Raw genomic sequence first — 23,066 nt, forward strand, 5'->3', positions numbered from 1 at the left:
AACAAGAAGCGTGCTATGCAGCTGGTTCGAGGTCTTCATAACCTGCAGCCCCAGGCTCGGGGCTGTGTGGTCACCATCGGTAATTTCGACGGCGTTCATCTTGGGCACCAGGCTATCCTGGCGCGCTTGCGTGAGCGTGCCGCGGAATTGGGTATGCCCAGTTGCGTGGTGATCTTCGAACCGCAGCCGCGCGAGTTCTTCGGCCCGGATACCGCTCCGGCGCGTTTGACCCGCCTGCGCGACAAGCTTGCGCTGCTGGCCACCGAAGGCGTCGACATGGTGCTGTGCCTGGCCTTCAACCGCCGCCTGCGCGAGTTGTCAGCCGCCGAGTTCGTTCAGCGTGTGCTGGTTGACGGTCTGAGCGTGAAGGACCTGGAAATCGGCGACGATTTCCGCTTCGGCTGCGACCGTGCCGGGGATTTCGAATTTCTCAAGGCCGCCGGCCAGCGTTACGGCTTCAGCGTCGATGCCTCGACCACAGTCGAAGTGCTGGGCGGCAGGGTCAGCAGCACGCGCGTGCGTCAGGCGCTGGCCGATGGCGATTTCGTATTGGCCGAAGCCTTGCTCGGTCGGCCCTTCCGTATCGCCGGGCGCGTGTTGCACGGACAAAAGCTCGGCCGCCAGCTCGACGCACCCACTGCCAACATCCAGCTCAAGCGGCGCAAGGTGCCGCTGACCGGGGTTTATCTGGTGAGCTGTGAAATCGATGGCGTGATTCAACCGGGCGTCGCCAATATCGGTGTGCGCCCCAGCGTTGCCGGTGACGGCCGCGCCCATCTGGAAGTGCACCTTCTGGATTTTGCCGGCGATCTGTATGGCCGGCGCCTCTCGGTGGCTTTCCACCACAAGCTGCGTGATGAGCAGCGTTTCGCCTCGCTGGAGGCCTTGAAGGCGGCGATTGCCGCTGATATCGCCGCTGCCCGTGAATACTGGCAGAGCCACCCGCTGATGAAGAGCCCGAAATGACCGACTACAAAGCTACGCTGAACCTGCCCGATACCCAGTTCCCGATGAAGGCCGGCCTGCCGCAACGCGAGCCGCAGACCCTGCAGCGCTGGAACGAGATTGGTCTGTATAGCAAGCTGCGCAAGATTGGCGAAGGTCGGCCGAAATTCGTCCTGCACGACGGCCCGCCCTATGCCAACGGCAGCATCCACATCGGTCATGCGGTGAACAAGATCCTCAAGGACATCATCACCCGCTCCAAGACCCTGGCCGGCTTCGACGCGCCCTACGTGCCGGGCTGGGACTGCCACGGCCTGCCGATCGAGCACAAGGTCGAAACCACCTTCGGCAAGAACCAGCCGGCGGACCTGACTCGCGAGCGCTGCCGCACCTACGCCACCGAGCAGATCGAAGGGCAGAAGGCCGACTTCATCCGCCTCGGTGTGCTGGGCGACTGGGACAATCCCTACAAAACCATGGATTTCGCCAACGAGGCCGGCGAGATCCGCGCCCTGGCCGAGATGGTCAAGCAGGGCTTCGTGTTCAAGGGCCTGAAGCCGGTGAACTGGTGCTTCGACTGCGGCTCGGCGCTGGCCGAGGCCGAGGTGGAGTATCAGGACAAGAAATCCGATGCCATCGACGTCGCTTTCCCCATCGAAGACGCAGACAAGCTGGCAGCCGCTTTCGGTTTGAGCGAGCTGAGCAAACCGACCGCCATCGTCATCTGGACCACCACGCCCTGGACCATCCCGGCCAACCAGGCGCTCAACGTCCATCCGGAATTCACCTACGCGCTGGTCGACACCGGCGAGCGCATCCTGCTGCTGGCCGAGGAGCTGGTCGAGTCCTGCCTGCAGCGCTACGGTCTGCAGGGCCAGGTGATCGCCACCGCGCCGGGCGCGGCGCTGGAGCTGATCCGCTTCCGTCACCCGTTCTACGAGCGTTTCTCGCCGGTGTACCTGGCCGAATACGTTGAACTGGGCGCCGGTACCGGCATCGTCCACTCGTCGCCGGCCTACGGTGAGGACGACTTCCGCACCTGCAAAGCCTACGGCATGAGCAACGACGACATCCTCAGCCCGGTGCAGAGCAATGGCGTCTACACCCCGGATCTGCCGTTCTTCGGCGGCCAGTTCATCTGGAAGGCCAACCCGGCCATCGTCGAGAAGCTGGCCGAAGTCGGTGCGCTGCTCAAGCACCAGCCGATCCAGCACAGCTACATGCACTGCTGGCGCCACAAGACCCCGCTGATCTACCGCGCCACTGCGCAGTGGTTCGTCGGCATGGACACTCAGCCCAAGCAGGGCGGCACCCTGCGTGAGCGCGCGCTGGCCGCCATCGAGCAGACCCAGTTCGTGCCGGCCTGGGGACAGGCGCGCCTGCACAGCATGATCGCCGGTCGTCCCGACTGGTGCATCTCGCGTCAGCGCAACTGGGGCGTGCCGATCCCGTTCTTCCTGCATAAGGTCACTGGCGAGTTGCACCCGCGCACCGTCGAGCTGATGGAAGAGGTTGCCAAGCGTGTCGAGCAGGAAGGTATCGAAGCCTGGTTCAAACTCGACGCTGCCGAGCTGCTGGGTGCTGAAGCGGCCGACTACGACAAGATCAACGATACCCTCGACGTCTGGTTCGACTCCGGTACCACCCACTGGCATGTGCTGCGTGGTTCGCACGGTCTCGGCCACACCACCGGCCCGCGCGCCGATCTGTACCTGGAAGGCTCGGACCAGCACCGCGGCTGGTTCCATTCGTCCCTGCTGACCGGCAGCGCCATCGATGGTCACGCGCCGTACAAGGCGCTGCTGACCCACGGCTTCGTGGTCGACGAGAACGGCCGCAAGATGTCCAAGTCGCTGGGTAACGTGGTTGCGCCGCAGGAGGTCAACGACAGCCTGGGCGCCGACATCATGCGCCTGTGGGTCGCCTCCACCGACTATTCCGGCGAGATGGCCGTGTCCAAGGTGATCCTGCAGCGCAGCGCCGATGCCTACCGCCGCATCCGCAACACCGCGCGCTTCATGCTGGCCAACCTCAATGGCTTCGACCCGGCCAAGGACCTGCTGCAGCCCGAGCAGATGCTCGACCTCGACCGCTGGGCCGTCGACGCCGCCCTGCGCCTGCAGGAAGAGATCATCGAAGCCTACGCCGACTACCGCTTCTGGAACGTCTACTCCAAGGTGCACAACTTCTGCGTGCAGGAGCTGGGCGGCTTCTACCTGGACATCATCAAGGACCGCCAGTACACCACCGCCGCCGACAGCGTGGCGCGTCGCTCCTGCCAGAGCGCGCTGTTCCACATCAGCGAGGCGCTGGTGCGCTGGATCGCGCCGATCCTGGCCTTTACCGCCGAGGAAATCTGGCAGTTCCTGCCGGGCGAGCGCAACGAGTCGGTGATGCTCAATACCTGGTACGCCGGTCTGCAGCGCCTGCCGGAAGGCTTCGAGCTGGACCGCGCCTATTGGGATCGCGTCATGGAGGTCAAGGCCGCGGTCAACAAGGAGCTGGAGAACCTGCGTACGGCCAAGGCCATCGGTGCAAGCCTGCAGGCCGAAGTCACCCTGTTCTGCGACGACGCCAAGCAGGCCGACCTGGCCAAGCTCGGCGACGAGCTGCGTTTCGCCCTGATCACCTCGGCGGCGCAGACTGCGCCGCTGGCCGATGCGCCGGCCGATGCGGTGGTGACCGAGGTCGAAGGCCTGAAGCTGAAGATCCTCAAGTCTGCCCACGCCAAGTGCGGCCGCTGCTGGCACTTCCGCGCCGATGTCGGCAGCCATGCTGAACATCCGGAGCTGTGCGGCCGTTGCTTGAGCAACATCGAAGGCGAGGGTGAGGTGCGCAAGCATGCCTGAGTCCTCGCGTTTCGGGCATCTGCCCTGGTTGCTGCTGAGCGTGCTGATCCTGGTCGTCGACCGGGTGACCAAGGACATCTTCGAGGGCGCGCTGAGCATGTATCAGCGCATCGAAGTGATCCCGGGCTACTTCGACTGGACCCTGGCCTACAACACTGGCGCAGCGTTCAGTTTCCTGGCCGATGCCGCCGGCTGGCAGCGCTGGTTCTTCGCCGCCATCGCCATCGTCGTCAGCGTCGTGCTGGTGGTCTGGCTCAAGCGCCTCAAGCGTCACGAGACGTTGCTGGCCGTGGCACTGGCCATGGTCCTGGGTGGCGCGCTGGGCAATCTGTATGACCGCGTGGTGCTTGGCCACGTGGTCGACTTCATCCTGGTGCACTGGCAGAGCCGCTGGTTCTTCCCGGCGTTCAACCTGGCCGACACCTTCATCACCATCGGCGCCATCCTGCTGGCGCTGGATATGTTCAAGAGCGACAAGTCCGTGAAGGAGGCTGCGCAATGACAGACGTACGCATCGGTCCGGACAGGGAAGTGACCCTGCATTTCGCCCTCAAGCTGGAAAACGGCGATGTGGTCGACAGCACCTTCGACAAACAGCCGGCGACCTTCAAGGTCGGCGACGGCAACCTGCTGCCCGGTTTCGAGCAGGCGCTGTACGGCTTCAAGGCCGGCGACAAGCGCAGCGTGCAAGTGCAGCCGGAGCAGGGCTTCGGCCAGCCCAACCCACAGAACGTGCAGATCATGCCGCGCAGCCAGTTCGAGGGCATGGAGCTTTCCGAAGGCCTGCTGGTGATCTTCAACGACGCGGCCAACGCCGAGCTGCCAGGTGTGGTCAAGGCGTTCGACGACAAGCAGGTCACCATCGACTTCAACCATCCGTTGGCCGGCAAGACGCTGCAGTTCGATGTGGAAATCATCGAGGTCAAGGCGCTCTAGCCTGCGCTGCCGCTCTTGTAGGAGCGGCTTTAGCCGCGAAGCTCTAGTTGCAGCCTGCGTTCATCCCGCGCAGGCTGTACCTTTCCGGGGGCGAACCATCGCGTCGTGCGATCCCCGATCAATACCGAGACAGCCAGCATGCATATCAAACTCGCCAATCCCCGTGGCTTCTGCGCCGGCGTCGATCGCGCCATCGAAATCGTCAACCGGGCGCTGGAGGTCTTCGGCCCGCCGATCTACGTACGCCATGAAGTGGTGCACAACAAGTTCGTGGTCGAAGACCTGCGTGCCCGCGGCGCGGTATTCGTCGAAGAGCTGGACCAGGTGCCGGACGACGTCATCGTCATCTTCAGTGCCCACGGCGTGTCCAAGGCCGTGCGCGACGAGGCGGCCCGGCGCGGCCTTAAGGTATTCGACGCCACGTGCCCGCTGGTGACCAAGGTGCATATGGAGGTGGTGCGCTACAGCCGTGAGGGCCGTGAGTGCATCCTGATCGGCCACGAAGGCCATCCGGAAGTCGAAGGCACCATGGGCCAGTACGACGCCAGCAACGGCGGCGCCATCTACCTGGTGGAAGACGAGGCGGACGTCGCCGAGCTGCAGGTGCGCAACCCAGAGAACCTGGCGTTCGTCACCCAGACCACCCTGTCCATGGACGACACCAGCAAGGTGATCGACGCCCTGCGTGCCAAGTTCCCGGCCATCGGTGGCCCGCGCAAGGACGATATCTGCTACGCCACGCAGAACCGCCAGGATGCGGTCAAACAACTGGCCAGCGAGTGCGACGTGCTGCTGGTCGTCGGCAGCCCGAATAGCTCCAACTCCAACCGCCTGCGCGAACTGGCCGAGCGCATGGGCACCCCGGCCTATCTGATCGATGGCGCTGAAGACCTCAAGCACGAGTGGTTCGAAGGGGTGAGTGGTATCGGCATCACCGCGGGTGCGTCTGCGCCTGAGGTGCTGGTGCGCGGGGTGGTTGATCAACTGTGCGCCTGGGGAGCGGCGGGAGAAACCGAGCTGGATGGTCGGCCGGAGAATATTACGTTTTCGATGCCGAAGGAGTTAAGGATGAGGCAATTGTAAGCAATCGAGAGAAGTCACCCATTGTTTTACACAGCTTCGCCTTGAAAGCAATGCTGCTTCACTTCCAAGTTGAAGGGGGCATGTCCATGACGACCGCTTCGATTTGCTAGTAGCGCTCAACTTCGAAGGGTGGACGGGTGGCGGGCGATCACAGCGTCGGCCCCAGTCTCCAGACGATGTTTGTCGAGTGTTGTGCCGGTGTAAGTTGGTCAGTTGGCTGAGGTGGCTAATGGGGTAGAAACCTTGTTGGTAAGCTTGATCTTCCCTCAACCCCGCGAAGAGCCTAAAGCATCCGATGCCTGCTTCAGGCATCGGATGTTGCTTCCGGGGTGACTGGCATTAGGCGATTCAAGCCGGTTCCTGGTCTTTTACTTCCAGCACTCTTCTACGCTCTTGGCACTAGGGCCGGTGGCACTAATAGTTCTGATGCCAGTGGCGTTGAGAGAAAGGTTACCGCAGGCTGGGTCACTGAACGTCGGCGAATTGGGAGTGGCAGTTAGGGTATAGCCACCATCGCCAGCGAACACGGAGACGGAAACTCTGTAGTAGTCATTTTCCGAGCGGATTCTTTGGGCTGCTCCCGAACCGACTACCTGGCCAGGATTGTTGCTCAGTCGTTGAATATTCGAATTGTTCGTGACGTAGCTGTTGTTCTGCGCATAGAAACGTTCCTGTAACGCTGCAGCATTTGCCAGTACCGCCTGCCCTTCGGAGCGTTTGGTTCTGTTCAGGTATTCGGAGTAGTTGGGGATGGCAATAGCCGCCAGCAGGCCGATGATGGCAATCACCATCATCAGCTCAATCAGCGTGAACCCCTTCTGTTGTATTGCTGCGCTCATTGGAAGTCCTCGGGAATGATATGCCAGCTCTGGCGGGGGGGGCCTATGACATCCGGTAAGGTCATGGGGGGCTGGCCGCCTTCGCCAAATACGCCGCCAGGAGACATGGTAAAGCCGCCGGGAGCATTAAAACGCCGGCCCGATACAGCCCGGCCTTTGAATTGATCCAAGTCGTTAAAGACTCTGTCGTTATTCAAATCCAGAATATTCTTGGGGGTGCGACCGCCTGTGTGAGCACTGACACCATAGAACCAAGTGGTAGCGCCAGCTTGGCAGGGATCATCGTTAGGTGTCAGGGTGCTAAGCAAAAGCGTTTTGCCGCGTGCGGCCATATTGTTTACAACCATTTCGCCAGCCAAGGTCTGGGTGCCTTTGCGATCCTCAGATTTATCCCAGTCGTCTTCATTCGCAACTTTTTCTACTGCCAGGTCCAGACGCCAGCCCCATTTTTCAACGTGTTCATCCTTGCCCGGCTCGATGGGGCCACCAAGAACCTCGGGGTCTTTGTACCATTGAACGGTGTTCTGGCTGAGCAGGCGAATATCGTTGGTAACCTCTTTGCCATCCTCGCCAAACTCTACACTTTCTTCCTGGGTGATAAATTCCTGCTTCTGCAAGTTGGCGCGGACACGATTCTTTTGGGCGTATTCATCGTATTCCGTCTCCTGCCGCCGAGTCTTGCGATCCCAGATACCATAAACGCTCATAGCTCTGCTCTTATCGACGTTGGCATCGCTATTTTCGAAATACTTGCCAGTGCCTATGAGTACCAGGTAGCCAAGGTTGGATGGGTGACGAACCAATGATGGCTGAATTGTGATGGCTTGACGTTTTCCCGCGTTGTCCCTTGCAACGAATAGAGGCTTTTCACCATAAGCCAGTTTGATACTGGCTGCAGTAAATTTTTCAAGTTCATTCTGGCCACGGTAGAACGGATCATCGTTGGGTCCAAATTCTGCAGTCGTACCGGGGGTCAGGTCGAAGCGCCAGACATTGCCTTGCAGGTCGCCCGCATAGGCATAATCAGCCAAACCATCGCCATTGTTATCGGCGGCACGAACGCTCGACAATCCATTGGATAGCGTGATGTTGTCAGCATCGATGGCATCGGGGACGACAACTTTCTTCAACAGCTCGCCCGTCTTGATGTCAATGACCAGCAGGGCGGCCTTGTCGTTGGTGCTGTTGTAGCCATTGCCTTGGAGCACTGCCCATTGCCCGCTGTGCAGGCGAACGATTTCGGGCTGGGCAAAGGTATAGCCGAGGTCTTCATCGTTGCTCGAATCAAATTCCCATAGCAGCTTGATGTTATCCGGGTCGGTGACGTCGAGGGCGAACAGGGCCTTGCCACCTGCGCGCAATGTTCCGACCAGAACCGTACGCCAGCCGTCGGTATTGTCAAAATAGACATCTCGCACAACAGGGCTGCCGTCGACAAAGTAATGGTGCTCGCCGCCTACATAATTTTGTCCGGTAAGTTTGTTCAGATTTGCTATTACTGCGCTGGGTATAAAGGCGAAAGTTTCTCGACCGGTCGCGCTTTCAAAGCCATGCAGCATACCGCCATTGCTGCCAACGTAGAGCATCTCCTTGCGCTGTGACCGTTGGTTGGCTAAGCGGAATTCGCCATAGTTCTTGTACCCATCTCCGCGGTCCCTTCTTTCAATACTGTCCGCAAGGTGTGGCAGGTAGGCAGGGGTGCCTACCAGTGCAGGGCTGGAGTTGATGATGTCGCCCAGTATGGTGCTACGCTGACGGAAGTCTGGAGAGGCTATGCCCTCTTTGCTACGGTCACCACGAATATAATTAAGACGATCTTGCCCACGGTTATCCGAGGCTGCACCAAGGCTTTCCGGATTTATATTGAGTGCGGTCTGTTGAGCAGGCGTGAGGTTGCTCCAGGTAAAGCTTTGCAAGCCTATACTTTTGTTACCTGCATCCTTGATCATCACCTTACGTTCGGCGGGGTCGACATTGGCATTGGCGGTTCGGGTGCTCCAACCTTCTCCCGGAACGACCATGCCCATTTTGTTTATGGTAGTTTTGGTGATTTCACCACTCCAGTCCTCGCTGGAGAACTGTGTGGCATAGACTCTGCTCTGTAGCTGATTGACATTGTCGGCTACGAACGCCGCGGATACGGCTGGGCGAGCGGCTGTCGTGGTACGGTCGGCAATGCGGTTGAGAATGGCTTTGAATGCCTTGACCATATCGTCAGGGCTGTCGACGCTGAAGAACTCGCCGCGTGAATTGACTGCGGCGTGCCAGAGGTCGTAGACGTTATTGGCATTGCTAACGGATGCGGCAGGCCAATTGGCAGTGCCCGCAGCAAGTCTCTCGTAGCCTGCGCCACCGAAAGTCTCGCCTGTCCATGGTAGGTTGGCTACGTTTAGCGAGTTGGTTAGACCCAATCCCATGGTGTAGTTGACCATATGTTGCCAGGTGGCAGGGTTATTGCGTGGATCCCAGAATTGCTTTTCCGCATCGCTATTTTTGGTGTGTATATAAGGTTTTAAATCATTGTCTAGGCCAGAGCGAAGGTCTGTAGCCCAATAGTGCATGGCAATATCGGCCAGGGTTCCGGCTGTTGTCCTTTCGTCATTGCCGAATGGTGCTCTTGTACCACTGTAATTATATGAGGTGTCACCGGTGGCTCCGGGTTTGAAAGTGGCACCATCGTGTCGGGTAATGCCGCTGGGGAAGTTGCCGTCGTTCCACATGCCGTCGGTCATCAGTACATGGAAGCTTGGTCGGCAGGCATATTCAGGCGAGGTGACGGTGGTGCCACGTCCACCACTACTAGTCATGGGGTTAGGGGTGTGTGCCCAGGGCGTAGCTGTTGTGTAGAAGTCGCCGGCACGCTTGGTCGCAGCAAGTAGAGGCGTGCTGCTGTTGAACTTGACGTTGGCCAACCAGTTGAGAAAGTTGGCTTTATGGCGCGGACTGAAGTCCCTGAAGTAATTAGTACCGCAGTCGGTAGAGTTGGTATTGAGGGTGTTGCATACGGCTAGTGTCTGCCAGGTGAGACGAGTGGAAGAGGCCATCTCGTTGAAGGCCAGATTGGCGGCGCTGACGGTAGCCAGGGCGCGAGTCCGGTAGAACGAGTACCAGATGGCGAAGTTTTCTCGCTCGTCGGTACCGCCAGGGCCAGAGTTGGCTGATACAAAGACTAGGCGGTGGCAGGCGTCGCTATTTTTGTTGGCGTTACAGCCGCTAAGAGAGGTGTCGTAAACGTAATAGTAGGCAGGAACGGCAGTCTGAGTCAGGCTTCTGGTGATGCGGAAGGAGTCCCCACTGTTTCGAGTACAGGTTACGCCTGAAGTTGTAGGCGAAATTGAACAACTGGTTCCACTTCGAGTGAAGGTGACAGTTCTGCCTAGGATATTCCTGGTTACGGGGGATCCTGCTACTAGGGTTACATTCTCGCTACCGCCGAAGTCCAGGGAAGGATTCTGAGATAAGTTAAATATCTGCCCTGTCGGGGCTGCATAGTTGACGGAAGAGTTGTAATTGTAACTTACGGCACCATCGGTGCTGAAGTTCCAAGAAACACGATAATTATTGCTCAGGTTGATGCTGCCGTACGAGGTCTGAAAACCATTCTGCCAGGCCTCGGTGAAGCTGGTTGTATAGCCTGTAGCCGGGGTCGAGCCGTCCGTATTCAGCTTGGCCGGCAGGCGGTATTCCACATTGGGGTTGTAATACATTGGGTTGGTGCTGGACGACATGCCTCGGCGAGTATTGCGCAGGTTGCTGGCACTCTCCTCCCGGCCGGCATCATCGGGGGCGAAGGCCCAGCGCATACTGCCGGAGTCATCCAGGGTGAAGACCAGGTTGGGGGCCACGGTTTCACTCAATATCAAAGGTTTTTGACTGATGTTGAGTGTTGCTGCGACGGCACTGTTGAACCCTGAGAAGTAAAAAACGAATACCAGCATGCTGCCGAGAGTTTTACCGGCTGTTTTGATTGTATGCATGGTAGTCTCCCTGACTCGATCAGGTGGGGTGATGATGGGCTTGGTAGTCATGCGATTCATTCTTCTTCGATAAGGCCTTCGCCATGGTAGGCTGCAGTGGTGCGAATCGCTGTGGTCATATCTTTGCGTTTAGCTTCACCATTGACTTCGTAGCGGAAGATACCAATCCCCAGCAGCATGTTGCCGTATTCGGGATTTTCAGTTTCGCCACGGCGTTCTCCAGCTGGCGATACGAGGACATAGTAGTTTGCGTCTCCATCAAGTTTAGTAGAGTCGGGGGAATATCCACGTTTTTCGCTAATATCCAAGGCGTATTCAGGCTCGCGGTTCAGTACGCAGGGTCTATTCGCTTGTACGCTTGTGCAATCTGCCCGTGGGATGGGAGGAGAGAAGTACACATCTCCGTCTGAGTCGACTAAGGTCAGGCTTCTCTCGCCGTCGCGCACGGCTGATTCAGCCACATTGAGCAGGCGCTTGCTTTCGATGGTATTGCCGGTGATGCGGCTTTCCAGGGCTACTTCGCGCATGTTGGCGATGGTGACCATAGTAATGATCAGCAGAAAGACCAAGGCAATGATCAGCGCTGCACCCTGTTGTGCATGTGAAAACTTTGGCGGGCGGCATGCTTTGCTCATGGCAGTAGGTTCCTCATGCTGGCGCTTGTGGAAAACAGGCTATAAAGTTTTTTATCGGTTGGCTCTGCGTCATCAAACCAGAACTCATAAATGGTACTGGCTGACTCTTTGGTGACTTCAGTTGGGCTGCTGGCCAGTACGGAGAGCTGGATGACACGAATATTCTCATTGTCTTCAGGTATGTTGATATACCTGCTTATGGCTTTTTCATCCTTGAGAGAATTAACGCCATAGTTGAAGCGTATGTCACCGATATTGGCGGCGATTTCCTGGCCGTTACAGGTTAGGGTTTGAGTCGCGTTATTGAGAGCGAAGCGTGCATAAGCCAGTTCTGCGCCCGACTCAACCTCATAAGGTTTGTTGGCTATATTGTCGATAGGCTCACCATCGCAATTGCTGGCACCAGTGAAAGCGGGTTGATAACGGATGCAGAATTCCGTGTCGCTAATATATTTGGCCACTTGTCCTTTGACCATTTCACCACAGCCTGGGTAGCTGGCTGTAGGAAAGGCGAACTCAGTGTCATCGTCAGGTCGTCTTTTATAGCCAGCTTTTGCCAGCTCCTGCTCCAGCAGTAGGATGGAAAAACGAGCATTTTCAATGTTACTGGCTTGGCTCTGCTGAAAGAGCGTGTTGCTCCTGTTGTCCAAATAAACCTGGGTAACACCAAGAATAAGAAAGCTACTAATGAGCATGGCCACTAATAGCTCAATCATGGAAATGCCAAGTTGCTTGTGTTTCATCAGAGCTCTCCCTGTATGTGGAGACGGCAAACAGATGGATCGTTGCCTGCTTCTGGACTGTCATCCATACAGTTGTCACCTGCCGCCCGCCAGGCTACCTGTACCATGTACGCTGCGCCGTCAGCATTGCAGGACTTGGGTGCGTCAGAGCGACATATTCTGAATTCTGATTTAAGTATTTCGGCGTCAGGTAGCAGCAGTCGTACTCGAGAAGCCCAGCAGCCTAGTTGTTTTTCGATGTCGTCGGACGAGATCTCTAATTCGCAAGCTGAGTTGGTCGGCAGTTCGTTGAGGTTGTAACTCGCTGCCTTATCCCGGTTGGCGCGAATCATCTCCATGGCTTCATTGGCTAGCATCAGGGCGTTATTTCGCTGGGCAGCATCTGCCGTGTACTGGATGCCACGGCCTTGCATAGCAACAAGGCCCAGCATGCCCACCGTCAACAAAACTAGTGTCACCATGACCTCAATTAGGCTGAAGCCCTGATCTCTCTTTTCATAACGCGTCATGGTGTGCAATCTCCCAGATCGGTGCCGTCGTGTTTTTTACCTCGGGCGTGCAGGCGGGTAAGACCGCTGGGTTGAACGGTTAACTGGTAGGCGAAAATAGGGTCGTTGTCATGACATATGGTGAAGCTTGGTGTTGGGATTGTGGCAGTGCCGTTGTAGAGGAAAGTGATCGCCACGGGGGATTCGGTGGCTGCGATCGTAGCGTGCTCAGGGTCGAAGCTTTCTGTGCGCAAAGTCTGGCCGTTGGCTGTGACGATCCAGTCATTACCGTTATTGCTAAACTCAACCGATGTACGCCGCACAACTGCCTCTGTTCTCGCGTATTGCAGAAGGCTGTTGAGGGACTGAGCCTGGGTTTCGATCTGATGATTACGTATCAGGCGCGACATGTTGGGGATGGCTATGCCTACCACAATTGAGAGCAGAACCAGGATGATCATCAGTTCGATCAGGGTAAAACCTCGCATGCTTGACCGCTGCAGCATGTTGCGCTCCTTAAGAATATCCGAGCTAATCTTGCTTTAAGGGATTGCGCATGTCTGCCGCTGCGTGACGGTTGGCTGGTTCAGGGGGATGACTGGCTATGGTTGGCAGCGATGAGCCTCTGCTAGGTTTTCGCTAAGACTTGCGTGCCTGACTCGTCCTTGACGATTGATGATCAGTTGCCAGGAGATTTGTCCCTCCTTGCATTGGAAGAAGCGGCCGTTGCTGGTAGGTGTTGTGCCGTTTTTTTGAAAGCGAAGCCGTCTGTCGAAGCCAGCCCAGCGTAGCCTCGAGGATTTGTCTAGCTGTTGGATTAGCAGGCTCTGTTCAGGACTCTTCAGTTGGTACACGCGCCAACCTTGACTCCAGTCGTTGCGGCATGTGAGTCCGTCGGGAGAACCGCACAATCCTACGGCGGTTCGGTGTAGCACGGCGTGGGTCCTAGCGTGATTGAGTGAGGCATGTAGTTGATCGCGCAGTGCGGCATGCGCACTTTTATCTTTGAGAATGGAGTAAGCAGGGATGACCATAGATAGGACGATACTGAAGATCATCAGAGTAATGATCAGTTCTAACAGGCTAAATGCGGAAGGCGCGCGACGGTTCATTGTTATAGTCCCTTAATTTATAGTGAGTGCTTTCCTGGCACTACTAGGGGTGTAGTCGTTATTGGCAGTCTTTGCAAATTGGGGGGAAGGTGGGAAGGACGATAGTCGTTGGTGGAGGCGTGCTGGGGCTGCTGTCGGCCCGGATGTTGGCTTTGTCCGGTAGATATGTGCTTCTTCTAGATCGCCAGGGGCTTGGCCGCGAATCCTCCTGGGCCGGCGGCGGCATCGTTTCGCCGCTCTACCCCTGGCGCTACAGCGCGGCGGTGACGGCGCTGGCGCATTGGTCGCAGGATTTCTATCCGGGGTTTGCACAGCAGTTGCTGGAAGGCACTGGTGTCGACCCCGAGGTGCATGTCACCGGGCTCTATTGGCTGGATCTCGATGACGAGGCCGAGGCCCTTGCCTGGGCTCAGCGTGAGGAGCGGCCGCTGTTCTCGGTGGATATCGCCGAGGCTTATCGGGAGGTGCCTGTGCTGGGCAGCGGCTTTGAGCGCGCCATTCATATGCCGGGTGTGGCCAATGTGCGTAACCCCCGCCTGGTCAAGGCGTTGCGGGCGGCGCTGGCGGCTATGCCGAACGTGGAGTTGCGTGAGCATTGCGCGGTCACTGGCTTCATTCAGGAGGGCGGACAAATCTGTGGCGTGACCACGGCGGATGGCGAGATTCGCGCTGATCGTGTGGTGCTTGCGGCCGGTGCCTGGAGTGGCGAGCTGCTCAAAACGCTTGGGCTGGAGTTGCCGGTCGAGCCGGTGAAAGGGCAGATGATCCTTTACAAGTGCGCCGAGGATTTTCTGTCGAGCATGGTGCTGGCCAAGGGGCGTTATGCGATACCGCGGCGCGACGGCCATATTCTGGTCGGCAGCACGCTGGAGTACTCCGGCTTCGACAAGACGCCGACCGACAGCGCGCTGGCCAGCCTCAAGGCTTCGGCCGAGGAGTTGCTGCCTGCGCTCAAGGACGCCGAAGTGGTGGGGCACTGGGCCGGTTTGCGGCCCGGCTCGCCGGAGGGCATTCCCTTTATCGGCGAGCTGCCTTCGCATCCTGGGCTTTGGCTCAATTGCGGGCATTTCCGCAATGGTCTGGTGTTGGCACCGGCCTCCTGCCAGCTGTTGGCCGACCTGATGCTCGGGCGCGAGCCGATCATCGATCCGGCACCTTATGCCCCGGCAGGGCGGCTCGGGCATTGATCCGAAGGCTGGGTATCAATCGATGCCCAGCTTCTTCAGGCGATAACGCATCGAGCGGAAGGTCAGCCCCAGACGCTGGGCCGCCGCCGTACGGTTCCAGCGTGTCTCTTCTAGGGCCTGCATGATCAGCTTGCGTTCGATGTCCTCAAGGTAATCCTCGAGGTTGTCGATCTGCGCCAGGCTGGCTTCGCCGCCTTCGTTGCCAGGGGCGCTGGCGTCTGCCAGGCGCAGGTCGCTGGGTGTTATCTGATCGTCTTCGCACAGGGTGTAGGCGCGTTCTAGCATGTTTTCCAGCTCGCGCACGTTGCCCGGGAAGCGGTAGTTCTTCAGCTTTTCCAGTGCATCGGGGTGCAGCTTGGCGGCCGTCAGACCGGTGCCTTCTGCCAGGCGCGCGAGCATCACCTCGGCCAGTTGCGCAATGTCCTCGCGACGCTCGCGCAGTGGCGGTACGCGCAGTTCGATGACGTTGAGGCGATAGTAGAGGTCCTGGCGGAAACGCCCGGCGGCGACTTCGGCAGCCAGGTCCTTGTGGGTGGCGCAGAGGATGCGTACATCGACCACCACTTCCTGCTGGCCACCGACAGCGCGCACGGCCTTTTCCTGGATGGCGCGCAGCAGTTTCACCTGCATCGGCAGCGGCAGGTCGGCGACTTCATCGAGGAACAGCGTGCCGCCATTGGCTGCCTGGAACAGGCCCTGCTTGTCTTCGATGGCGCCGGTGAAGCTGCCTTTCTTGTGGCCGAAGAATTCGCTCTCCATCAGTTCCGAGGGGATGGCGCCGCAGTTGACCGGCACGAAGGGCTGTTCGATGCGTGGCCCCTGTTCATGAATCAGGCGGGCCACCAGTTCCTTGCCGCTGCCCGATTCGCCGCTGATGTAGACCGGCGCCTGGCTGCGCGAGAGTTTCTGAATCTGTTTGCGCAGCGACTTCATTGGCGGCGAGTCGCCGAGCAGGCGGCTGTCGACCGGGGTTTCCTCGCCCTCGGGCGAGCGAATGCGCAGGGCGGTGGCGACCAGTTCGCGCAACCGGCCGAGGTCTACTGGCTTGGTGAGAAAGTCGAAAGCCCCGGCCTTGAGCGAGTTGATCGCGGTATCCAGGCTGCCGTAGGCGGTGATCATCGCCACCGGCACTTGGGGGTGGCGCTGCTGGATGTGTTGCACCAGATCCAGGCCGGTGCCGTCAGGCAGGCGCATGTCGGTCAGGCACAGGTCGAAGGGCTCGCGCGCCAGCCACTCGCGTGCTTCCTTGACGTTGCGGGCGCTGCGGGTGTCCAGCTTCATGCGTCCGAGGGTGATTTCCAGCAATTCGCGGATATCGGGTTCGTCGTCGACGATCAGGGCTCTCTGACGGTTCATGTTCAGCTCAGTTTGCGCGGATGGGCGAAGGTGATGCGGAAGCAACTGCCGCCCCCTTCACGAGGTTTATAGTCGAGGCGGGCCTGATTGCCCTGGCACAGCTCGCGGGAGATATACAGGCCGAGACCGGTCCCCTTGTTCTCGGTGGTGTAGAAAGGCTCGAAGATGTGCTGCTCCTGCTCGGGCGGCACACCGGGACCATCGTCGAGCACTTCCAGTACCGGCAGGTCGCTGGATTCGTCACGGAACAGGCGCAGCCAGACCTGGCCGAGTAAATGCTGCTGAGCGCTGTAGCGCAAGCCGTTCTGTACCAGGTTGGTCAGCACCTGAGTCAGCTGGTGCGGGTCCATGCGCGTTTGCAGGCTGCCGCCCTGTGTTTCCAGGTGGATCTGCCGGTCAGCCGGTGCCGAGCTGCGGAATTCGCTGGCGAAGCGGTGCAGCCAGTATTTCAGGTCCAGCAGTTGCGGCTCGGCCTGGCGCCGACGCGACAGTTGCAGGACGTTCTCGATCACCAGGTTCATGCGTTTGGAGTGATCCTGAATGATCTGCGCCAGACGCTGGTCCGGCCCTTGCAGGTCTTCCGACTCCTGCAGCAACTGCGCGGCATGGCTGATCGCGCCAAGCGGATTGCGGATCTCGTGGGCGATACCGGCAGTCAGGCGGCCGAGCGAGGCGAGCTTGAGCTGCTGCGCCTGCTGGGCGATCTGCGAGATGTCGTCGAGAAACACAAGGGTGTGCTGCTGCTCGCCGCGCTGCAGGGAAATGAAACTGGGCTGCAGCACCGGGCCGTCGACCTGCGCCTGCAGGTTGTCCGGGCGCAGGGTCGGGTTATGCAGCCATTGCTGCAGGCGTTTGACCAGCTCGGGGCAATGCGGGTCGATGATCTTGCCGCTGAGCTCGCCGCGGCCCAGCAGCTGCGTCGCGCCCTGGTTGGCCAGCAGCACGCGGTGTTGGGTATCGAGCACCAGGATCCCGGTGCGCATACGCTGGATGATCTGTTCGTTGAGCTCCTCCAGATTGGCCACGTCTGCCGCGCGTTGCTCGGCCAGACTTTCGCTGACCTGCAGGCGCCGGGTGATGCCCTGGATGAACAGCGCGCCGGCGAAACACAGCGCGCCGAGGGCCCCTGCCTGTACATACTGGGCGGCAGCGGCGGGGCGGCTGAGGCTGAGATAGAAGGTCAGGTAGATCAGTGCGATGGCGGCGATGGCTGCGATCAGCAGACCGACGCGGCCGCGCAGCAGGATATTGGCGATGGCCACCGCCACCACCAGCAGATTGCCGATGCCGCTCGGCGTGCCGCCAGCTGCATAGAACAGCGCAGAGAGAAAAATCACATCCACCAGCGCCAGGCTGAACAACTGCATCAGGTGCTTGGGTCTTTGCACCAGCACGGCGATGAAGATATTGAGGATCAGGTAGATCCAGCTGCCGGTACGAAACAGCTCGATATGCACCACGTCCAGAAACCGCTCATCGAGGTTGCTGGAGATAAGCAGGATCAGCGCCAGGCCGATGCTCAGGCGATAGAAGTGATAAAGCCGGAGGATGCGTCGCCCTGGAATGCCTCCTTGCAGGCTGAGCTCAGCGGTCACCGGCGTGCGGGCCTTGTTCGAGGTGGGCCTGGCTGCAGTACCACTGCTGATTCTGGCTCAGGGCTTGAGGCTTGGGAACATGCACGCCGCAGTGTGCGCAGCGCACCATCGGAGCGGCGGCGCCCTCGGCGGGGCGAGTGCTTTTAGGTTTGCTGATGTAGCGGCGCCAGATCCAGATTGCAGCGAAGATGACCGCGATCCAGAACAGCAGACGGAAAAGACCCATATCGTGCTCTTTTGTTCGTTCAAAGCCGGCAGTTTAGCCAAGCCGAGTGCATCGGCACAGTGTGCGCATGGCAGCCTGTGCGCTGTTTCCGGGCTGTCCGTCTGGCTCGAAGGTCGCGCCCATGCCGCAGAGGTGCGGCAAGAACGCCAGGCAAGAAAAAGGGAGGCCGTGGCCTCCCTTGTCATTGACGCATCGATCAGTCGAACAGACCGAAGGTCAGGTAGCTCCAGATCGAACGCTTCTTGGCGGTTTCGCCGGTCTTGGCGTCCTGCTGCAGTTCGGCTGGAATCTGTTGCTCGGCGTCTTCGTACTGGCGAATTACGTCCTGGCTGGCGCGGGTTTCGCCTGGCGGCAGCGGCGTGTCGGTTTCGATCAGGCCCAGGGTGGCCTTTGCCAGCCAGGAACGGTTGTCGGCTTCTTCTTCACGCGGTACGAATTCGCCGCTCTCCAGGCTCGGGTGATCCGGATAGTTGAGCTTGAGGGTTTCCAGGCTGGTGGCCGCCAGGTCATCCATGGACAGGCGTTGATAGGCCTCGGTCATGATCGCCAGGCCGTCGCCGACCGACGGGGTTTCCTGGAAGTTTTCCACCACGTAGCGGCCACGGTTGGCGGCGGCGACATAGGCCTGACGGGTCAGGTAGTAGTGGCCAACGTGTACTTCGTAGGCGGCCAGCAGGTTGCGCAGGTAGATCATGCGCTGCTTGGCGTCCGGGGCGTAGCGGCTGGTCGGGTAGCGGCTGGTAAGCTGGGCGAACTCATTGTAGGAGTCGCGCGCGGCACCCGGGTCACGCTTGGTCATGTCCAGCGGCAGGAAGCGCGCCAGCAGGCCGCGGTCTTGATCGAACGAGGCCAGGCCCTTGAGGTAGTAGGCGTAGTCGACGTTGGCATGCTGCGGATGCAGGCGGATGAAGCGCTCGGCGGACGACTTGGCAGCCTCCGGCTCGGCATTCTTGTAGTAGGCGTAGATCAGTTCCAGCTGCGCCTGCTCGGCATAACGGCCGAACGGGTAGCGCGATTCCAGCGCCTTGAGTTTGGAAATGGCCTGGGTGTAGCTGCGGTTGTCCAGGTCGGCCTGGGCCTGCTGGTACAGCTCCACCTCGCTGAGGTTTTCATCGACCTCCGGCTGCTTGGAAGAGCAGGCGGCGGTAAGGGCGAGGATGGCGATCAGCAGCAGGTGTTTCACTTGCATGGCGGCTTGCGTCCCTGTGACGGCCGCGCGGCCGTCCTGTTATGATGAGCGCCCCCGGAAAACCCTGGGGCAAAGACGCCGTATTTAACCACAAGCCTGTCGCCGAAACCAAAGGCCTGGCTCCCGCCGTTACCGAACATGACCTCTATAAATAAGCAGCTGATCCAACTTCAAGCCATTGTCCCCTTCGAACAGGGCGGTCAACGCCTCGACCAGGTGGCTGCGCAGCTGTTTGGCGAGTACTCCCGTTCGCGTCTTTCCACCTGGATCAAGGAAGGTCGGCTGACCGTCGATGGTGCCGTGGCACGTCCGCGCGACACCGTGCACGCCGGCTCGACCCTGGTACTGGATGCCGAGCAGGAGGCGCAGGGCGAGTGGGTAGCACAGGACATCGAGCTGAATATCGTCTATGAGGACGAACACCTGCTGGTGATCGACAAACCGGCAGGCCTGGTGGTGCACCCGGCTGCCGGGCATGCCGACGGCACGCTGCTCAATGCGCTGCTGCACCATGTGCCGGATATCGTCAATGTGCCGCGTGCCGGCATCGTGCATCGCCTGGACAAGGACACCACCGGCCTGATGGTGGTAGCCAAGACCCTGCAGGCGCAGACCAACCTGGTCGAGCAGCTGCAGAAACGCACCGTCAGCCGCATCTATGAATGCATCTGCATCGGCGTGATCACCGCCGGTGGCACCATCGATGCGCCGATCGGACGCAGCTCCAGCCAGCGCCAGCGCATGGCGGTGACCGATGGCGGCAAGCCGGCGATCAGTCATTACCGCGTGCTTGAGCGCTACCGCTCGCACACCCATGTGCGGGTCAAGCTGGAAACCGGGCGTACCCACCAGATTCGCGTGCATATGAGCCACGTCGGTTATCCGCTGGTGGGCGATCCGGTCTACGCCGGGCGCTTCCGCATTCCGCCTGCTGCCAGCCAGAGCCTGGTGCAGAGCCTCAAGGAGTTTCCGCGCCAGGCCCTGCATGCGCGCTTCCTGGAGCTGGACCACCCGGCCACCGGCAAGCGTATGAAATGGGAGTCGGCGCTGCCGGATGATCTGGTCTGGCTGCTGACCCTGCTGCGCCAGGATCGCGAGGCCTTCGTCGGGTGAGCGCCCACGACTGGCTGACGCCCGACTGGCCTGCGCCGGCCAACGTTCGAGCCTGCGTGACCACCCGTAGCGGCGGCGTCAGCGCCGCGCCGTTCGATACCTTCAACCTGGGCGATCATGTCGATGATGACCCGGCTGCTGTGGCGAGCAACCGTGCCCATCTGGTCGATGCACTCGGTTGCCAGCCTGCCTGGCTACGCCAGGTGCACGGCATCGTCGTGGCGCCAGCCGATCCTGCCGTGGTCATCGAAGCCGACGGCAACTGGACGGCCACGCCCGGCATCGCCTGCACGGCGATGACCGCTGACTGCCTGCCGGCATTGTTCTGCGACCGCGCCGGTACGCGCGTGGCGGCGGCTCATGCCGGCTGGCGCGGTTTGGCCGGTGGCGTGCTGGAGGCGACCGTCGAGGCGCTGGACGTCGCACCGCAGCAACTGCTGGTCTGGCTAGGCCCGGCCATCGGCCCGACTGCATTCGAGGTGGGCGGCGAGGTGCGCGAGGCATTCGTGAGGCAGCATGCCGAGGCTGCCGGTGCATTCATGCCCAGCGCCAATGCCGGCAAGTTCATGGCCGATATCTATCAACTGGCGCGCATTCGCCTGGCCGCCATCGGTGTGACTGCGGTCAGCGGTGGCGGGCTGTGTACCTACAACGACCCGCGTTTCTACTCCTATCGCCGCAGTGCGCGCACCGGGCGTTTCGCTTCGCTGATCTGGCTGCAGCCCTGAGCCTGAGGTTAGATCACGCGGTCCACCAGAACAGTGCCGTCCAGTCCTTGTGCTCGCCCGGCCAATAGCTGCCAGATCGCCCCGAGCGAGCTGTAGGAGCGGCTTTAGCCGCGATGCGTTTCGCGGCTGAAGCGGAATGCCGCCCAGCCGTTCCTACAGATTTGAGTGGATCACGCCCCGTCGATGAGCGTGGTATCGGCTTCGGAAGGTCTTCTCATCCAAGTGCTCTGTTCTAGCCCTTAATCACTGTCATCAATAGTGCTGTGCCGAGCGAGACGACCGGTCATATGCTCGGCGTCATGAACAGCATTCGACTCGACAAGCGCGACCTGATCCTGAGCAAAGGCTCGGCGGTGATGACCCGGCGCGGTTATCACGGTACCGGCGTGCTGGAGATCGTCCAGGCGGCGGGGATTCCCAAGGGCAGCTTTTATCACTACTTCGCCAGCAAGGAAGACTTTGCCCTGCAGGCGCTGGCCTTCATCTACCGTCCGCGTCTGGAGCGTTACGCCCAGGCATTGAACGATCCGGCGCTAAGCCCGCGTACGCGCATCCTCGGCTATTACCGCGTCCTGCTGGCGCACTTCGCCCGGCAGGAGACGCCACAGTACCACTGCTTCATCGGCAGTCTGAGTTTCGAGATGAGCGAGATGCTGCCGGCGATCGGCGCAGAGGTCGCGGCCATCCAGCAGGCCTCGGTGGATATTCTGCGCGACTGCCTGGAGCAGGCGCAGGCCGTCGGTGAACTGCCGGCCGACGAGGACTGCGGCAACCTCGCCACCTTCATCAGCGACGCCTGGCAGGGCGTGCTCGCCCGCCTCAAGGTCGGTCGCAACCTGCAGCCGCTGGAAACTTTCGTCACCCGCCTGGAGCGCTTGCTGCAGGCCTGATTACCCTTCAACCCCAGAGGAAAGATGATGAGCGCTCCCGTTCAAGCCCTGTTCGCCCCCTTCCGTCTCGGTAACCTGGAGCTGCCGACTCGTGTGGTCATGGCGCCGATGACCCGTTCCTTCTCGCCCGGTGGCGTGCCCAATGCCAAGGTCGTCGAGTACTACCGTCGTCGCGCGGCTGCGGGCGTGGGCCTGATCATCACCGAGGGCACCACGGTGGGCCACAAGGCGGCCAACGGCTACCCGAACGTGCCGCGTTTCTACGGCGAAGACGCGCTGGCGGGATGGAAGCAGGTGGTCGACGCTGTGCACGCCGAAGGTGGCAAGATCGTCCCGCAGCTCTGGCACGTCGGTAACGTGCGTCGCCTGGGCACCGAGCCGGACGCCAGCGTGCCCGGCTATGGCCCGATGGAGAAGGTCAAGGACGGCGAAGTGGTGGTGCATGGCATGACCCAGGCCGACATTGACGAGGTGATCGCCGCCTTTGCTCAGGCTGCGCGTGACGCCAAGGCCATCGGCATGGATGGCGTGGAGATCCACGGTGCCCACGGCTACCTGATCGACCAGTTCTTCTGGGAGGGCAGCAACCAGCGTAGCGACCAGTACGGTGGCGACCTGGCAGCGCGTTCGCGTTTCGCCATCGAGCTGATCCAGGCCGTGCGCGCGGCGGTTGGCCCGGACTTCCCGATCATCCTGCGTTACTCGCAGTGGAAGCAGCAGGACTACACCGCGCGCCTGGTGCAGACCCCGGAGCAGCTGGAGGCCTTCCTCAAGCCGCTGTCCGAGGCCGGCGTGGACATTTTCCACTGCTCCACCCGCCGCTTCTGGGAGCCGGAGTTCGAAGGCAGCGACCTCAACCTGGCTGGTTGGACACGCAAGCTCACCGGCAAGCCGACCATCACCGTCGGCAGCGTCGGCCTGGATGGCGAGTTCCTGCAGTTCATGGTCAAGACCGACAAGGTGGCGGCGCCTGCCAGCATCGAGAATCTGCTCGAGCGCCTGAACAGGGAAGAATTCGATCTGGTTGCCGTGGGGCGTGCGCTGCTGGTCGACCCGGACTGGGCCGTGAAGGTACGTGAAGGCCGCGAGCAGGACATCCTGCCGTTCAGCCGCGAGGCGCTGACTTTGTTGGCCTGAGCCAGTCACTGCCGGGCGTCGCGAACCGACGCCCCGTT

21 protein-coding genes are annotated in these 23,066 nt (G+C 60.2%); 10 read left to right on the forward strand and 11 right to left on the reverse strand.

Annotation, left to right across the window (positions count from 1 at the left end; genetic code table 11):
• Nucleotides 1-15 precede the first annotated feature (15 nt).
• The 5 genes from ribF to ispH all read left to right on the forward strand — a co-directional run bounded on the left by ribF (nucleotide 16) and on the right by ispH (nucleotide 5,813).
• Nucleotides 16-966: a bifunctional riboflavin kinase/FAD synthetase gene (gene ribF, locus DXK50_RS12880; RefSeq protein ID WP_212630581.1), complete on the forward strand. Its 951-nt coding sequence runs from the start codon at nucleotides 16-18 to the stop codon at nucleotides 964-966.
• Entirely contained in the window at nucleotides 963-3,794 is a 2,832-nt protein-coding gene (ileS, locus tag DXK50_RS12885; protein WP_212630582.1) for an isoleucine--tRNA ligase, read from the forward strand. Before ribF ends, ileS begins: the two co-directional genes overlap by 4 nt.
• The gene (gene lspA / locus DXK50_RS12890) at nucleotides 3,787-4,296 is read left to right on the forward strand and encodes a signal peptidase II (protein ID WP_212630583.1); all 510 of its coding nucleotides are present in this window, start codon (nucleotides 3,787-3,789) and stop codon (nucleotides 4,294-4,296) included. Before ileS ends, lspA begins: the two co-directional genes overlap by 8 nt.
• On the forward strand, nucleotides 4,293-4,730 hold the full coding sequence (locus DXK50_RS12895; RefSeq protein ID WP_003243044.1) for an FKBP-type peptidyl-prolyl cis-trans isomerase: 438 nt from the start codon (nucleotides 4,293-4,295) through the stop codon (nucleotides 4,728-4,730). The genes lspA and DXK50_RS12895 overlap by 4 nt, the downstream gene beginning before the upstream one ends.
• Nucleotides 4,731-4,868: 138 nt before the next feature.
• A complete protein-coding gene (gene ispH / locus DXK50_RS12900) occupies nucleotides 4,869-5,813 on the forward strand; it encodes a 4-hydroxy-3-methylbut-2-enyl diphosphate reductase (RefSeq protein ID WP_212630584.1) in 945 nt (314 codons plus the stop codon).
• Between the two features lie 368 nt (nucleotides 5,814-6,181).
• Here ispH and DXK50_RS12905 read toward each other — a convergent pair whose 3' ends face one another.
• The 7 genes from DXK50_RS12905 to DXK50_RS12935 all read right to left on the reverse strand — a co-directional run bounded on the left by DXK50_RS12905 (nucleotide 6,182) and on the right by DXK50_RS12935 (nucleotide 13,607).
• Nucleotides 6,182-6,652 carry a type IV pilin protein gene (locus DXK50_RS12905; protein WP_212630585.1) on the reverse strand — a complete coding sequence of 157 codons (471 nt, stop codon included), beginning with the start codon at nucleotides 6,650-6,652 and terminating at the stop codon, nucleotides 6,182-6,184.
• Complete coding sequence (locus DXK50_RS12910; protein ID WP_249186823.1) at nucleotides 6,649-10,629, reverse strand: pilus assembly protein; 3,981 nt, start codon at nucleotides 10,627-10,629, stop codon at nucleotides 6,649-6,651. Before DXK50_RS12910 ends, DXK50_RS12905 begins: the two co-directional genes overlap by 4 nt.
• Nucleotides 10,630-10,685: 56 nt before the next feature.
• Nucleotides 10,686-11,264, reverse strand: a complete 579-nt coding sequence (locus DXK50_RS12915) for a pilus assembly PilX family protein (RefSeq protein ID WP_212630586.1) — start codon at nucleotides 11,262-11,264, stop codon at nucleotides 10,686-10,688.
• Nucleotides 11,261-12,007: a PilW family protein gene (locus DXK50_RS12920; RefSeq protein ID WP_212630587.1), complete on the reverse strand. Its 747-nt coding sequence runs from the start codon at nucleotides 12,005-12,007 to the stop codon at nucleotides 11,261-11,263. Before DXK50_RS12920 ends, DXK50_RS12915 begins: the two co-directional genes overlap by 4 nt.
• Nucleotides 12,007-12,516 (reverse strand): type IV pilus modification protein PilV, encoded by a 510-nt coding sequence (gene pilV, locus DXK50_RS12925; RefSeq protein ID WP_212630588.1) that lies wholly within the window; start codon nucleotides 12,514-12,516, stop codon nucleotides 12,007-12,009. Before pilV ends, DXK50_RS12920 begins: the two co-directional genes overlap by 1 nt.
• On the reverse strand, nucleotides 12,513-13,001 hold the full coding sequence (locus DXK50_RS12930; protein ID WP_212630589.1) for a GspH/FimT family pseudopilin: 489 nt from the start codon (nucleotides 12,999-13,001) through the stop codon (nucleotides 12,513-12,515). The genes pilV and DXK50_RS12930 overlap by 4 nt, the downstream gene beginning before the upstream one ends.
• Before the next feature lie 96 nt (nucleotides 13,002-13,097).
• On the reverse strand, nucleotides 13,098-13,607 hold the full coding sequence (locus DXK50_RS12935) for a GspH/FimT family pseudopilin (protein WP_212630590.1): 510 nt from the start codon (nucleotides 13,605-13,607) through the stop codon (nucleotides 13,098-13,100).
• A gap of 89 nt (nucleotides 13,608-13,696) precedes the next feature.
• Here DXK50_RS12935 and thiO point away from each other — a divergent pair, with 89 nt between their 5' ends.
• Nucleotides 13,697-14,794 (forward strand): glycine oxidase ThiO, encoded by a 1,098-nt coding sequence (thiO, locus tag DXK50_RS12940; protein ID WP_212630591.1) that lies wholly within the window; start codon nucleotides 13,697-13,699, stop codon nucleotides 14,792-14,794.
• Between the two features lie 15 nt (nucleotides 14,795-14,809).
• Here the strand turns inward: thiO and DXK50_RS12945 are convergent, their stop codons facing one another.
• The 4 genes from DXK50_RS12945 to DXK50_RS12960 form a co-directional block, all read right to left on the reverse strand.
• Nucleotides 14,810-16,150, reverse strand: a complete 1,341-nt coding sequence (locus DXK50_RS12945) for a sigma-54-dependent transcriptional regulator (protein ID WP_212630592.1) — start codon at nucleotides 16,148-16,150, stop codon at nucleotides 14,810-14,812.
• A gap of 2 nt (nucleotides 16,151-16,152) precedes the next feature.
• Entirely contained in the window at nucleotides 16,153-17,745 is a 1,593-nt protein-coding gene (locus tag DXK50_RS12950; protein ID WP_212630593.1) for a sensor histidine kinase, read from the reverse strand.
• Nucleotides 17,735-17,971, reverse strand: coding sequence for a PP0621 family protein (locus DXK50_RS12955; RefSeq protein ID WP_212630594.1), 237 nt, complete (start codon nucleotides 17,969-17,971; stop codon nucleotides 17,735-17,737). The genes DXK50_RS12950 and DXK50_RS12955 overlap by 11 nt, the downstream gene beginning before the upstream one ends.
• Before the next feature lie 196 nt (nucleotides 17,972-18,167).
• Nucleotides 18,168-19,160, reverse strand: a complete 993-nt coding sequence (locus tag DXK50_RS12960) for an outer membrane protein assembly factor BamD (RefSeq protein ID WP_161865026.1) — start codon at nucleotides 19,158-19,160, stop codon at nucleotides 18,168-18,170.
• A gap of 138 nt (nucleotides 19,161-19,298) precedes the next feature.
• Between DXK50_RS12960 and rluD the strand changes: the two genes are divergently transcribed.
• The 4 genes from rluD to DXK50_RS12980 all read left to right on the forward strand — a co-directional run bounded on the left by rluD (nucleotide 19,299) and on the right by DXK50_RS12980 (nucleotide 23,028).
• Nucleotides 19,299-20,273, forward strand: coding sequence for a 23S rRNA pseudouridine(1911/1915/1917) synthase RluD (rluD, locus tag DXK50_RS12965; protein WP_125879993.1), 975 nt, complete (start codon nucleotides 19,299-19,301; stop codon nucleotides 20,271-20,273).
• Complete coding sequence (gene pgeF, locus DXK50_RS12970; protein ID WP_212630595.1) at nucleotides 20,270-21,001, forward strand: peptidoglycan editing factor PgeF; 732 nt, start codon at nucleotides 20,270-20,272, stop codon at nucleotides 20,999-21,001. Before rluD ends, pgeF begins: the two co-directional genes overlap by 4 nt.
• Before the next feature lie 299 nt (nucleotides 21,002-21,300).
• Entirely contained in the window at nucleotides 21,301-21,891 is a 591-nt protein-coding gene (locus tag DXK50_RS12975) for a TetR/AcrR family transcriptional regulator (RefSeq protein ID WP_249186824.1), read from the forward strand.
• A 27-nt stretch (nucleotides 21,892-21,918) separates the two neighbouring features.
• The gene (locus DXK50_RS12980) at nucleotides 21,919-23,028 is read left to right on the forward strand and encodes an NADH:flavin oxidoreductase (RefSeq protein ID WP_212630597.1); all 1,110 of its coding nucleotides are present in this window, start codon (nucleotides 21,919-21,921) and stop codon (nucleotides 23,026-23,028) included.
• Nucleotides 23,029-23,066: the final 38 nt, after the last annotated feature.

Source organism: Pseudomonas sp. KB-10, assembly GCF_018221585.1.
GTDB classification, from domain to species: domain Bacteria; phylum Pseudomonadota; class Gammaproteobacteria; order Pseudomonadales; family Pseudomonadaceae; genus Aquipseudomonas; species Aquipseudomonas yangonensis.